We start from the raw sequence: 13229 nt of genomic DNA, 5'->3' as shown, positions 1-13229 counted from the left end.
ACGTCACGCGCTCGTGTCGTCGCCGTAGAAGACGCGCTCGACGACGGCGCGGGCGTGACGCGCGTGGCGGCGGTAGTCCTCCAGCATCTCTCCGGAGGCGTCGTAGCCGAGCACGCGGGCCACGGCGGAGCGCTCGCGGTGGTGCTCGGTCGGCAGGGTGTCCGAGGCCCGTCCCCGTACGAGCATGACGGCGTTGCGGATGCGGGTGGCGAGCCGCCACGCGTCGCAGAGCCGTACGGCGTCCTCGCGGTCCAGCAGGCCGGCCGCCGCCGCGGCGTCGAGGGCCGCGAGCGTCCGCGTGGTGCGCAGCTCCGGAACGTCGTACGCGTGCCGGAGCTGCAGGAGCTGGGCCACCCACTCGACGTCGGACAGGCCGCCGGGCCCCAGCTTCGTGTGCAGGCGACGGTCCACGCCACGGGGCAGCCGCTCGGCCTCCATCCGGGCCTTGAGCCGGCGGATCTCCATCAGGGCGCGGTCGTCGATCCCGCCCCGCGGCCACCGCAGCGGGTCGATCAGCGCCCGGAAGCGCGTGCCGAGCTCCTCGTCGCCGATCACGGGCGCCGCGCGCAGCAGCGCCTGGCTCTCCCACGGCGAGGACCAGCGCCGGTAGTAGGAGGCGTACGAGTCGAAGGTGCGCACGAGCGGGCCCTGCCGTCCCTCCGGCCGCAGGCCCGGGTCGATGACCAGCGGCGGGTCGGGCGCCGGCAGGGCGAGCAGCCTGCGCAGTTCCTCGGCGACCGCGTGCGCCGCGGGCGCGGCCTCCTGCTCCGCGCCCGGCACGGGGTCGTGCACGAACATGACGTCCGCGTCACTGCCGTAGCCGAGCTCGTACCCGCCGAGGCGGCCCATCGCGACCACCGCGAACCTCGTCGGCAACGGCGCGCGGCGTTCCATCTCGATCTTGTGGATGGCGGCCCGCAGAGCCGCCTCGATCGTGACGAGGGTGATGGCGGTGAGCGCCTCGCCGGTCTCGCGTACGTCGAGGCGGCCGAGCAGGTCCGCGACCGCGACGCGCAGCAGTTCGCGGCGCCGGATGCCGCGCACGGCGGTGACGGCGTCCGCCGCCGGGTCGAGTTGCAGGCGGGCGGGGACGACGCTCATGTGCCGGCCCACCGCCGCCAGCGCCTCCCCGCGCAGCGCGTCGGACGACCGGGGCGTCAGCGTCGCGTCGCCGGTCAGCAGGGAGACGGCCTCCGGCGCGCGCAGCAGCAGGTCGGTGGCGTAGCGGCTCGAGGACAGCACGTACGCCATCCGCTCGGCCACGGTGACATCGTCGCGCAGCAGGCGGAGGTACCACGGCGTGGTGCCGAGCGCCTCGCTGACCTGCCGGAACCCGAGCAGGCCGGCGTCGGGGTCGGGGCCGTCGGCGAACCAGCCCAGCATGACGGGCAGCAGCGTGCGCTGGATCGAGGCGCGCCGGGAGACCCCCGCCGTGAGCGACTGCAGGTGCCGGAGCGCGCCGTCCGGGTCGGTGTAGCCGAGCGCCTCCAGCCGGGTACGGGCCGCCTCGCGGGTCAGGCGGGCCTCCTCGCCGGGCAGCCGGGCCACGGCGAGCAGCAGCGGCCGGTAGAACAGCTTCTCGTGCAGGCGCCGGACCTCCCGGGCGTGCCGTCGCCACTCGGCGGTGAACTCCCCGACCGGGTCGGTGCGGAAGCCCAGCGCGCGGCCCAGGCGCCGCAGGTCGGCGGGGTCCTCGGGCACCAGGTGCGTCCGGCGCAGCCGGTGGAGCTGGATCAGGTGCTCGACGCGGCGCAGGAACCGGTACGCGCCGGCCAGTGCGGCGGCGTCGGCCCGGCCGACGTACCCGCCCCAGGACAGCTTCTTCAGGGCGATCAGCGTGTTGGGGCCGCGCAGGCCCTCGTCCGTGCGGCCGTGCACGAGCTGCAGCAGTTGCACCGCGAACTCCACGTCGCGCAGGCCGCCGGGGCCGAGCTTGAGCTGCCGCCCGGCCTGGTCCGGGTCGATGTGCGCCTCGACCCGGCGGCGCATGGCCTGGACGTCCTCGACGAAGTTGTCGCGTTCGGCGGCCCGCCAGACGAGCGGGGCGAGCGCCTGGACGTACTGCTCGCCGAGCTCTTGGTCCCCCGCCACCGGGCGCGCCTTGAGCAGCGCCTGGAACTCCCACGTCTTGGCCCAGCGCTCGTAGTACGCGCGGTGGCTGGCGAGCGTCCGTACGAGCGGGCCCGACTTGCCCTCGGGGCGCAGGGCCGCGTCCACCTCCCACAGCGCGCCCTCGGCGGTGCTGGCCGAGCACGCCTTGATCATCCCGGACGCCAGCCGGGTCGCGGCCCGCAGCGCGGCCGTCTCGTCCTGGCCGGGCATCGGCTCGGCGACGAAGACGACGTCGACGTCGCTGACATAGTTGAGTTCGCGTCCGCCGCACTTGCCCATGCCGATCACGGCGAGGCGGCAGGTGCCGGCCTGTTCGCCGAGTTCGGCACGGGCGATGGCCAGACCGGCCTCGAGCGCGGCGGCGGCGAGGTCGGCGAGTTCGGCCGCGACGTCCTCGATGTCCGTCGCCCCCGTCAGGTCCCGGCCCGCCAGGTTCAGCAGCGCCCGCCGGTACGCGACCCGGAGCGCGAGCATCGGCTCCGGGTCTCCCGCGCGGGGCGTGGGATCGGCCGGATCGGCGCCGACGGCGGTCAGCAGCGCGGTGCGCAGCTCGTCGGCCGTGGGGCGCTGGAGCGCCGTGGGACCGGCGAGGACCCGCCAGTGGTCGGGATGCCGTGTCAGGTGGTCGCCCAGTGCGGCGCTGACGCCGAGGACCGCGATCAGCCGGCCGAGGGCGTCCCGGTCGGCGGCCAGGTCCGCGCGGATGTCGCTCCGCTCCAGCAACCGGAGCAGTCCGGTGAGGGCCAGGTCCGGATCCGCGGCGGCCCCCAGGACGTCGAGCAGGTCATCACCGAGCCCCCGACCGGCGAGCCGGCGCTGCGCCTCGGCGACGTCGGTGATGCCGAGGCGGGCCAGCCGGGCGGTCGTGCTCTCCGTACGGCGTTCGCTCACGATCAAAGATAATCATGAGCGCCCGGCGGGCTTCGCGGGAGACTCCGATCGGGCCGCTCGGCGCGCTGCCGGCGCCTTCACCCGATATCCCGGAACGCTGGAGCCGTCGTGAAACACCTTGGAGTTCTCGCCCACAGCACAGGGGGAGCCGCCCTCTGCTTCCTGACCTTCTGCGAGGAGGGCTTCCACCGGACCGGCCGCAACGAGCATCCCGACGTGACGCTGGACTACATCGCGTTCGGCTACAGCATGGCCGCGTGGGACGCGGGTGACCACGCGGCGGTCCGCGCCACCCTGGCCACCAGTGCTCGGCGGCTCGCGCGGGCCGGCGCCGACTTCTTCGTGTGCCCGGACAACACCGCCCACCTGGCCCTCGAGGTGCCGGGCCCGGACCTCCCGCTGCCGGGGCTGCACATCGCCGAGGTCGTCGCGGACCAGGCCGCGGCCGAGGGACGCGCCCGCGTCGGCGTGCTGGGCACCCGCTACACCATGGACGGTCCGCTGTACCCGCGTGCGCTGGCCGCCCGCGGCATCGCCGCGGAGGTGCCGGACGCCGACGACCGGGCCATCGTCAACGAGGTCATCTTCAAGGAACTGGTGAACGGCGTGGTCAGCGAGGCGTCGCGGCGGGAGTACGTCCGCGTCATCGAGCGGCTGGCCGAGCGGGGCTGCGACGCGGTCGCCCTCGTCTGCACCGAGATCCCCCTGCTGATCGCCCCCGAGGTCTCTCCCCTGCCGACGCTGGACTCGACCCGCCTGCTGGCCCGGGCGGCCTATGACGTCGCCGTCGGCGAGCGGGCGATGCCCGACTGGCACGGCGGCCCCCGATGAGCCCGGCCGGTCGCGTCGGCGCGCGCTGACGACGCTGAAGACGGAGATCACGAAACTTCCGAAGTTCGGCGTCGAAGTCGGCACCCATGATCTCGTGGCGACGGTCCGGGATCTGGCCGATCAGCTCCCCGCCGGTACATGGAGACGAAGACCAATACACGTGAGGCCCGCAGAGAAAACCGAGGTTTCGCGCGACGTCCAGGTTCGATGCCATCACAACGAGATCAGCCACTCGTAATGATAGAGGCACGGATCGTGAACCTAGTGGTGCAGGTGAAGCTGCTGCCGGCGCCTGAGCAGGCGGCGGCGCCCGCGGCGACCCTGTCCCTGTGCAACACCGCGGCGAATGAGGTGTCGGCGGTCGCGTTCGAGCAAAAGGTGTTTGCCCGGCAGAAGCTGCAAAAGCTGGTGTATGCGGAGTTGAAGGCGCGGGGGTTGTCGCCGCAGCCCGCGTTGCATGTGATCCGTAAGGTCGCCGACGCCTACACCACGCTGCACGCCCAGATCCAGGCGGGCCTGCTGGGCGGTGAGCACTCACGGCGGCGCCGCAAGGCCGTCTCCAAGCCCATCACCGTGCGGGCCGATGCGGCCCAGCCGTTCGATGACCGATACCTGTCCTGGCAGATGGACGCCCGGACCATCTCGATCTGGACCGCCCAGGGCCGTCTTCGCGGCATCGCCTTCACCGGAGAGCCCGGGCAGCTCAAGTTCCTGGCGGACCACCGCAAAGGCGAGACCGATCTGGTGCACCGCGACGGAATGTTCCTCCTGATCGCCACCTGTGAAGTCGAACAGGCGTCGCGGTTTGAGCCCGCCGATTGGATCGGGGTGGACCGGGGGATCGTGAACCTGGCCACCACCTCCGACGGAGACAACCACCAGGGCAAGGGTCTTGCCCGGTATCGCAGCCGCCAGGCCCGGCTGCGCGCCGAACTGCAGGCTAAGAAGAGCGCGGGCAGCCGGTCGGCCGCTCGCCGGCTGGCCCGCCGCGCACAGCGGGAGGCGAGGCACGCCACCAACGAGAACCACAAGATCAGTAAGAAGGTCGTGGCCGATGCCCGACGCACCGGACGCGGTATCGCGCTTGAGGAACTGAGCGGGATACGCGACCGGGTACGGCTCAGGCGGCACCAGCGGGCCACACACTCCTCCTGGCCGTTCCACCAGCTCGGCACCTTCCTCCAGTACAAGGCCCAGCGGGCCGGAGTGCCGTTCTTGGAGGTGGATCCGGCCTACACCTCCCAGCGGTGTCCCGTGCCATGGTGCGGACACACCGAGCGGGCCAACCGGCCCGACCGGGACACCTTTCGTTGTCGCCGGTGCGGGTTCGCTGGCCCCGCCGACGTCATCGCCGCCACCAACATCCGGAAACGGGCGCGCGTGATGTGGGCATTTGTCAGCATGCCCGTCCCCACCCCCACAGGGAGGGGAGATGCGACCCCGGCACGACACCCAGCCGCGACGGGGAGCGCAACAAGGTGTGAAAGGCCGAGCCCCAAGCTCGGCCGTTCACGGCCAAGATGCTGACCCGGGACGGTTACTCCGATCTGGCGATCGGCCCACCCAGCGATGACATCGACGCCAAGAAGGACGCCGGCTCGCTAACGAGCGTGTCGGTTCTAGGGAAAGACTGTCAACCAAGGCGGTCGCGGTGGACGGGCCACGCCGACCGCCCGTGACTTCAACAAGGACTAGCACGACACCTCCGGTACCGAGGGCAGCGCCCTGTCGCGGTTGGGGATGTCAACGGTGACGGGTACGCGGACGTCGCGACCAAGCTGATCAAGGCGAGCACCTTCGGCTTCGGCGTCGGCGCCCGCTTCGGCACGCTCCCCCGCTGAGCGAGGACCAGGGGATTCCCGGCGGGAATCCCCTGGTCCTCGGTGAGATCGGATCAGGTGACCGGCTCGGCCCCGGTCCCGGGGCCGGGCCGGATCAGATGACCGGTTCGGAGATGGTCTCCTCGAGCTGCTCCTTCGCTCCCTTGGGCGCCGAGCCGCGCAGCGGCACCTCGCGGACGAACCAGGCGAGGAGGAAGGCCAGGAAGGCGACGACCGCTCCGCCGATCACCGTGCCGTGCAGGCCACTGGTGACGCCGGACTTGAACGCCTCCTGCACCGGCAGGGGCAGCTTGTGCAGCAGCGCCGGCGTCACGTGCGCGCCACCCGACGCGATCTTGTGGGCGGCCTCCGGGCCGAGCCGGTCGGAGATGGTGTGCTCCAGGCGGTTCGTGAAGATGGAGCCGAACAGCGCCACGCCGAGCGAGCCGCCCACCGTACGGAACAGCGTGACCGAGCCGCTCGCCGCGCCCATGTCCCGCAGCTCCGCGCTGTTCTGGGTGATCAGCATCGTGTTCTGCATGATGAAGCCCATGCCGAGACCGACACCGGCGGTGAGCGCCGAGCTGACCGCCGTGCTGGTGTCCACCTTCAGCAGGAGCAGCACGAGCATGCCGACCGTCATCACCGCGCCGCCGATGATCGGGTACAGCTTGTAGCGGCCGTTGCGGGAGATCAGCTGCCCGGTCGTCAGCATCACGACCAGCATGCCGAACATCAGCGGCAGGAGGAGCAGGCCGCTCGCCGTCGCCGAGGCACCCTGGACGTCCTGCATGTACTGCGGGAGGAAGTTGACCGCGCCGAACATCGCCGCTCCGACGAGGAAGCTCAGGACCTGGGCGACCGCGAAGTTCTTGTTGCGGAACAGCCGCGGCGGCAGGATCGGCTCGGCGGCGCGGGCCTCGGCGAGGACGAACAGGACCAGGGCCACGACCGACAGGATCGCCAGCCCGATGATCTGCCAGGACCCCCACGGGTACTCGGAGCCGCCCCAGCTCGCGACCAGGGTGAGGGAGACGACGCCGACCGTCAGCAGGAACGCTCCGAGGAAGTCGATCTTCGCCTTGATGTGCGGGGTGTGCAGGCGCATGCCGACACCCGTGACGAGCAGGGCGATCGCGCCGAGCGGCACGTTGACGTAGAAGGTCCAGCGCCAGCTCAGGTGGTCGGTGAGGAAGCCGCCGATCAGCGGGCCGCCGACGAAGGCGATCGGCATCATCCCGCCGATGATCGCCTGGAAGCGGCCGCGCTCGCGCGGCGGGACGAGGTCACCGATGATCGCGAAGGCGCCGACCATGAGGCCGCCGGCGCCGAGGCCCTGCAGCGCGCGGAACCCGATGAGCTGGCCCATGCTCTGCGACAGCCCGGACAACATGGAGCCCGCGAGGAAGATCACGATGGACGCCATGAACATGCCCTTGCGGCCGTACAGGTCGCCGAGCTTGCCCCAGATCGGCGTCGCGGCCGCCGTGGCGAGGGTGTAGGCGGTGACGACCCAGGCGAGGTGGCTGAGGCCGCCGAGGTCGCCGACGATCGTCGGCAGCGCGGTGCCGACGATCAGGTTGTCGAGCATCGCGAGGAACATGCCGAGCATCAGGCCGATGATCGCGATGTAGATGGATCGCGTGCTTCTCGGCTCCGCCGCGCCTGGTGGCGCTGACTCCGCCGTGTTCGTCCCCGACATCGATAACCTCTCTCTGTGGTCGGACGCTTACTTGTCGACCGGCTAGTTTCTTTACCTGCCGTACGGTAAGTTAGGAACTAGCCGGTCGTCAAGTTAGTTTGGACGGAGATTGATCATGGGCGAGCCCCGCGGCGACACCCGGGAGCGGATTCAGGCGGTCGCGCTGGAGCTGTTCGCCGAGCACGGTTACGAGAAGACCTCGCTACGGGAGATCGCCGAGCGCCTCCACGTCACCAAGGCCGCGCTGTACTACCACTTCAAGACCAAAGAGGACATCATCGTCAGCCTGTTCGACGATGCCCTCGCCAGGTTGGACGACCTGATCGCCTGGGGGCAGGCACAGCCGCCGACCCTGGAGACGCGGCAGGAGCTGGTACGCCGCTACGCCGACAACCTCTACACCTCGGCGCCGGCGCTCATGCGCTTCGCCCACGAGAACCAGGGCACCATGCGCGACCTCGCGGTCGGCGAGAAGATGAAGTGCCGGGTCCGGGCCCTGATCGAGCTGCTCGCCGACCGGAAGGCGCCGCTGACCGACCAGCTCAAGTCGGCGATGGCGATCTTCGGGCTGAACATCGCCCTCTTCGCCTTCGACGACTACGACATCACCGACGAGGAGCGACGCACCACCGGCCTCACCGTGGCGATGGAGATGATCTCCTCGTCTCAGAGCACCGAGAGGTAGCGGCGGCGCTCGTACTCGGTGACCTGGCGGCGGTAGTCCTCCCACTCCGCGCGCTTGTTGCGGAGAAAGAAGTCGAAGACGTGCTCGCCGAGGACCTCGGCGACCAGCTCGCTGCGCTCCATCGCGCTGATCGCCTCGTCCAGGCTCTGCGGCAGCGGCTCGATGCCCATCGCGCGGCGCTCGGCCGCGGTGAGCGCCCACACGTCGTCCTCGGCGCCCGGCGGCAGCTCGTAGCCCTGCTCGATGCCCCTGAGGCCGGCGCCCAGGATCACGGCGAAGGCGAGGTAGGGGTTGCAGGCGGTGTCCGGCGCGCGGAACTCGATGCGGGTCGCGTGGCCCTTCTGCGGCTTGTACATCGGCACGCGCACCAGCGCGGACCGGTTGTTGTGGCCCCAGCAGATGTACGGCGGCGCCTCGCCGCCCGCGCCGGCGGACGCGCCGACGCCGCCCCACAGGCGCTTGTAGGAGTTGACCCACTGGTTGGTGACGGCCGTGATCTCGGCGGCGTGCCGGAGCAGGCCGGCGATGAACGCGCGCCCGACCTTGGAGAGCTGGTACTCGGCGCCCGGCTCGTAGAAGGCGTTGCGGTCGCCCTCGAACAGCGACATGTGGGTGTGCATCCCCGAGCCCGGGTACTCGGTGAACGGCTTCGGCATGAAGGAGGCGTGCACGCCTTGCTCGAGCGCGACCTCCTTCATCACCAGGCGGAACGTCATGATGTTGTCGGCCGTGGTGAGCGCGTCGGCGTAGCGCAGGTCGATCTCCTGCTGGCCCGGACCGCCCTCGTGGTGGCTGAACTCGACGGAGATGCCCATCGACTCCAGCATCATGATGGCGTTGCGCCGGAAGTCGTGCGCGGCGCGGTGCGGCGTGTGGTCGAAGTAGCCGCCCAGGTCGACCGGCGTCGGCTCGCTGCCGTCGTCGGGCTGCTCGCCGAGCAGGTAGAACTCCAGCTCAGGGTGGGTGTAGAAGGTGAACCCGAGGTCGGCCGCGCGGCTGAGGGTGCGCTTGAGGACGTAGCGCGGGTCGGCGAAGCTCGGCGACCCGTCCGGCATGAGGATGTCGCAGAACATCCGGGCGGTGCCCGGCGACTCGGCCCGCCACGGCAGCACCTGGAACGTCGACGGATCGGGCTTGGCGAGCATGTCGGCCTCGTAGACACGGGCGAACCCCTCGACGGCCGAGCCGTCGAAACCGATGCCCTCGGCGAACGCCTGCTCCAGCTCGGCCGGGGCCACCGCGACGGACTTGAGGAATCCGAGCACGTCGGTGAACCACAGCCGGATGAAGCGGATGTCGCGCTCCTCGAGCGTGCGGAGCACGAACTCCTGCTGACGGTCCAAAACGGATCCCCTTTGAAACCTGCGAACGACAACTCTGGCGTTCTATCAGTGTGCCGCGTCCATGTTTCGGTCACGTTACAAGGGCGCGAAGCGCGACCGCGGTCCCGATGAGTCCGTGGCGGCGTACCGCCACGGACTCATCGGGTCACTCCTCGACCTCGGCGGCGGCCGGGTCGAGGACGCGGGACAGGAACCTGCGGGTCCGCTCGTGGGTCGGCTCGCCGATGACCTTCGAGGGCGGCCCCTCCTCGACGATGACGCCACCGTCCATGAAGACCACGCGGTCGGCGACCTCTCGGGCGAAGGTCATCTCGTGCGTGACCACCAGCATCGTCATCCCCTCGAGGGCCAGCTTGCGCATGACGCCGAGCACGTCGCCGACGAGCTCGGGGTCGAGCGCGGAGGTCGGCTCGTCGAACAGCATGACGTCCGGTCCCATGGCCAGGGCGCGGGCGATCGCGACCCGCTGCTGCTGGCCGCCGGACAGCTGCGCCGGGTAGGCGTCCACCTTGTCGGCCAGCCCGACGCGGGCGAGGTTGTCGCGCGCGATCCGGTCGGCCTCCTCGGCGGAGCGCCGCAGCACCTTGCGCTGCGCGATGGTGACGTTGCCGAGCACCGACAGGTGCGGGAACAGGTTGAACTGCTGGAACACCATGCCGACGCGGCGGCGCGCCGCGTCGATGTCCACGTCCGGGTCGGTCAGCTCGACGCCGCCGACGTACACCTGCCCGGCGGTGGGCTCCTCCAGGAGGTTCACGCAGCGCAGCAGCGTGGACTTGCCGGACCCGGACGGCCCGATGATGCACACGACCTCGCCGCGCGTGACCTCGAAGTCGATGCCGCGCAGCACCTGAAGGTCCCCGAACGCCTTGTGCAGCCCGGTCACCTGGACCGCCGCGGTGGTGTTCACGGTCGTCACCGCTGTCCCCTCTTCTGCCGGGCCTCCAGCCGCCGCGCCAGGTGGCCGAGCGGAATCGTGATGATCAGGTAGCAGAGGGCGGCCACGATGATCGGCGTGGTGTTGCCCTGCTGGCTGGCCGCGTCCTGGGCGAGCTTGGACAGCTCCCGCTGCTGCAGCGTGATGCCGAGGAACAGAACGAGAGACGAATCCTTGAACAGCAGGACCAGTTCGTTGGTCAGCGGCGGGATCACGATGCGGAGCGCCTGCGGGATGATGATCGAGCGCATGGCCCGCCCGTGCGACATGCCGAGCGTGCGCGCCGCCTCCATCTGACCGCGCGGCACGGCCTCGATGCCGGCCCGGATGGTCTCGGCCATGTACGCCGCTGAGACCACTCCCAGGGCGACGGCGGCCTGGCCGTACACGCCGCCGGGGAAGTTGACCCCTGGGAAGGCGAGCGGGACGCCGGTGCCCACGAAGATGAAGATGAGCAGCGCGGGCAGTCCCCGGAACACCTCGATGTAGGCGATGGCGAACCAGCGGTACGGCGGCACTGAGGACAGCCGCATCAGCGCCAGCAGCAGGCCGGCCACCAGGCCGAGCGCGAACCCGGTGACCGTGAACAGCAGGGTGTTGCGCAGCGCGACCGTGATGATGTCGGGGAACAGCGTCTTGGCGACCCGCCATTCGGCGAAGTTGGTCTTCAGCGCCCCCCAGTCCGCCAGGGACACGAGCAGGACGACGGCGACGACGAAGATGCCGTACTCGCCGCCCAGGATCAGCCGACGGCGCTGCGTGCGGGTCAGCCGCGGCGCCGCCTCCGCGTGTTCAGTCATTGCGGCCTCTCGAATCGATCAGAGTCGGCTCAGGCGCCCGCCGGCATCGGGCCGATCCACTTCTCGTAGATCTTCTTGTACTCGCCGCTCTGCCGGGCCTCGTCGATGGTCTGGTTGATCAGCGAGAGCAGCTTGGGGTTCTTGCCCTTGCGGACCGCGAAGCCGTACTGCTCGCCGGTGTTGAGGCTGGCCGCGACGCCGTACGCGGCGTTCGCCGGGTCCTTCAGCCAGCCCTGCACGACCGGGTAGTCCTCGATGATCACGTCGACCTGGCCGCTGCGCAGCCCGTTGAGGAGGCTGGCGGAGTCCTTGAAGGACTTCGAGTCGATGCCCTTGGAGTGGACGAAGTCCTCACCGGTGGTGCTCGCCTGGGAGCCGACCTTGAGCTTCTTGGTCTTGACGTCGTCCAGCGACGCGTAGGTGACGCCCTTCTTGGCCATGAGCGCCTGCGTGGCGTTGAAGTACGGCTTGGTGAAGTCGATGAACCGCGCCCGCTCCGGCTTGATCGTCATACCGGCGGCGGCGACGTCGCACTTCCCCGCGTTCAGGGCGGACCCCGTCTTGATCGTCTCAAACGGGGTGTCGATGACCTGCTGGGTGACGCCGAGCTTCTTGGCGACCAGGTCGATGAGGTCCACGTCGAAGCCGACGACCTTGCCGCCCTGGGCCGACTGGAACGGCGGGTACGGCAGGTGCGTGCAGGTGGTCAGCTTGCCCTTCTTCACCAGCTTGGCACCCTGAACCGTCACTCCGTCCCCTCCGCCGCCGCAGGCGGTGAGGGCGAGGGCGGCCGCGCAGAGTCCGGCGGTGGCGGCGGCAAGCCGACGACTTATAGCCACAATTCCTCCATAAGCAGGACAAACAACTGTCCGACTATGTCATACCGCTCGCCACCTGCGAGAACGTCAGCGGGTCACGACTTGATCACAGCAAGAAAACGGGCTGCGACCGGTCCGGCCACCTGCCCGCCGTCCCCGCCGTGCAGGACCAAGACGGCGAAGGCCAGATCGCCCCGGTAGCCGATGAACCACGCGTGCGTATGACCTTGGGCATCATATTCGGCCGTCCCCGTCTTGCCCGCCGTGCCCGCCGGAAGTCCGGCCCGGGCCGCGGTGCCCCGCGTCGCGACCGCCCGCATCATCGACCGCAGCCCGGCGACCACCGAGGACGGCAGCGGCCGGGCCGTTCCCGCGTGGACGAGGCGCGCGGGCACCAGCCGCGGCGGGCGGTACGAGCCGTCGGCCACGGCCGCGGCGACCACCGCCATCGCGAGCGGGTTCGCCTGGACCTTCCCCTGGCCGATCGACGCCTCGGCCAGCCCGTTGTCGCCGCCCGGGTCGAGGAGGTCCCCGGAGTAGGCCCGGTCCGTCCCCGTGTCGAAGTGCGCGCCGAAACCGAACGCCGCGGCACTCTCCCGCAGCCGCCCGGCTCCCGCCGCCACGCCGAGTGCCGCGAACGTCGTGTTGCAGGACTCGGCGAACGCGTCGGCGAGCGAGACCCGGCCGAGCGCCAGGCCGCCGTGGTTGTGGATCGTGCGCTGCCCGGCCACCGTCACGGCGGGGCAGTCGACCGGGCTCGCCGGCGTCATCCCGCCGTCCAGCAGCGCCGCCGCGACGACCACCTTGAACGTCGACCCCGGCGGGTACACGCCCGTGAAGGCGCTCTCGGCCTGCGGCAGCCGGTCGGCGACCGCCACGATCTCGCCGGTCGAGGGGCGGATCGCGACGAGGGCGGCCTGCGCCGATCCCACGGCCGCGTCGGCGGCCGCCTGGGCGCGCCGGTCGATGGTGGTGCGGACGGGCGCCGCGCCATGGCCGGGGAAGACCTTGAGCTGCTGCGCCGGCCGCCCCGGGTTCTGGATCCGCACCGCCCAGCCGGGGACGCCGTCGTCCTCGCCCATCACCGCGAAGTCGCCGCCGCTCCAGGCGCGGAAGTACGCGGCCGAGGCCTCCTCCGGCGTCGCCGGGCCGCGCGCTCCTCGCAGGGCGGCGCACGAGAAGACGGCCGCCGCCAGCAGGATGAGCACACCGGCCGCGGCGACGGCGACTCTGCGCATCGGACTCCCCCATCGGCGACGCCGTGGCCGGTTCCGGCCGATCAGCCCGGTG

Annotated in this window: 10 protein-coding genes and 1 pseudogene; 4 read left to right on the top strand and 7 right to left on the bottom strand. The window is 70.9% G+C overall.

Annotated features, from left to right (window positions below; translation table 11 throughout):
• Positions 1-3: 3 nt before the first annotated feature.
• Positions 4-3006, bottom strand: coding sequence for a bifunctional [glutamine synthetase] adenylyltransferase/[glutamine synthetase]-adenylyl-L-tyrosine phosphorylase (locus AB0K82_RS29870; protein WP_364403447.1), 3003 nt, complete (start codon positions 3004-3006; stop codon positions 4-6).
• Between the two features lie 105 nt (positions 3007-3111).
• Between AB0K82_RS29870 and AB0K82_RS29865 the strand changes: the two genes are divergently transcribed.
• The 3 genes and pseudogenes from AB0K82_RS29865 to AB0K82_RS29855 all read left to right on the top strand — a co-directional run.
• Positions 3112-3834 (top strand): amino acid racemase, encoded by a 723-nt coding sequence (locus AB0K82_RS29865; RefSeq protein ID WP_364403397.1) that lies wholly within the window; start codon positions 3112-3114, stop codon positions 3832-3834.
• A 264-nt stretch (positions 3835-4098) separates the two neighbouring features.
• The gene (locus AB0K82_RS29860) at positions 4099-5361 is read left to right on the top strand and encodes a transposase (protein WP_364403394.1); all 1263 of its coding nucleotides are present in this window, start codon (positions 4099-4101) and stop codon (positions 5359-5361) included.
• Positions 5362-5561: 200 nt separating this feature from the next.
• Positions 5562-5675: pseudogene (locus AB0K82_RS29855) on the top strand (hypothetical protein); the annotation flags it as partial.
• A 94-nt stretch (positions 5676-5769) separates the two neighbouring features.
• Here AB0K82_RS29855 and AB0K82_RS29850 read toward each other — a convergent pair.
• The gene (locus AB0K82_RS29850) at positions 5770-7278 is read right to left on the bottom strand and encodes an MDR family MFS transporter (protein WP_364403445.1); all 1509 of its coding nucleotides are present in this window, start codon (positions 7276-7278) and stop codon (positions 5770-5772) included.
• Positions 7279-7471: 193 nt separating this feature from the next.
• On the opposite strand from AB0K82_RS29850, the gene AB0K82_RS29845 reads away from it, so the two are divergent.
• On the top strand, positions 7472-8041 hold the full coding sequence (locus AB0K82_RS29845) for a helix-turn-helix domain-containing protein (RefSeq protein WP_364403391.1): 570 nt from the start codon (positions 7472-7474) through the stop codon (positions 8039-8041).
• On the opposite strand, the gene AB0K82_RS29840 is transcribed toward AB0K82_RS29845, so the two are convergent.
• From AB0K82_RS29840 to AB0K82_RS29820, 5 genes are all read right to left on the bottom strand, one after another.
• Positions 8023-9384, bottom strand: coding sequence for a glutamine synthetase family protein (locus AB0K82_RS29840; RefSeq protein WP_364403389.1), 1362 nt, complete (start codon positions 9382-9384; stop codon positions 8023-8025). The genes AB0K82_RS29845 and AB0K82_RS29840 overlap by 19 nt on opposite strands.
• A gap of 145 nt (positions 9385-9529) precedes the next feature.
• Positions 9530-10303, bottom strand: a complete 774-nt coding sequence (locus tag AB0K82_RS29835) for an amino acid ABC transporter ATP-binding protein (RefSeq protein WP_364403387.1) — start codon at positions 10301-10303, stop codon at positions 9530-9532.
• Entirely contained in the window at positions 10300-11121 is an 822-nt protein-coding gene (locus tag AB0K82_RS29830) for an amino acid ABC transporter permease (RefSeq protein WP_364403385.1), read from the bottom strand. Before AB0K82_RS29830 ends, AB0K82_RS29835 begins: the two co-directional genes overlap by 4 nt.
• Positions 11122-11150: 29 nt before the next feature.
• On the bottom strand, positions 11151-11870 hold the full coding sequence (locus tag AB0K82_RS29825) for an ABC transporter substrate-binding protein (protein WP_364403383.1): 720 nt from the start codon (positions 11868-11870) through the stop codon (positions 11151-11153).
• Positions 11871-12034: 164 nt separating this feature from the next.
• Positions 12035-13177: a penicillin-binding transpeptidase domain-containing protein gene (locus AB0K82_RS29820; protein WP_364403381.1), complete on the bottom strand. Its 1143-nt coding sequence runs from the start codon at positions 13175-13177 to the stop codon at positions 12035-12037.
• Positions 13178-13229: the final 52 nt, after the last annotated feature.

Source organism: Actinoallomurus sp. NPDC052274, from assembly GCF_040679475.1.
GTDB classification, from domain to species: domain Bacteria; phylum Actinomycetota; class Actinomycetes; order Streptosporangiales; family Streptosporangiaceae; genus Actinoallomurus; species Actinoallomurus liliacearum.
This window is presented reverse-complemented; position numbering and strand designations above follow the sequence as displayed.

Coding starts and splice junctions, on each gene's coding strand:
- AB0K82_RS29830 (WP_364403385.1), bottom strand. CDS start 11,121: ATGACTGAACACGCGGAGGCGGCGCCGCGGCTGACCCGCACGCAGCGC.
- AB0K82_RS29845 (WP_364403391.1), top strand. CDS start 7,472: ATGGGCGAGCCCCGCGGCGACACCCGGGAGCGGATTCAGGCGGTCGCG.
- AB0K82_RS29820 (WP_364403381.1), bottom strand. CDS start 13,177: ATGCGCAGAGTCGCCGTCGCCGCGGCCGGTGTGCTCATCCTGCTGGCG.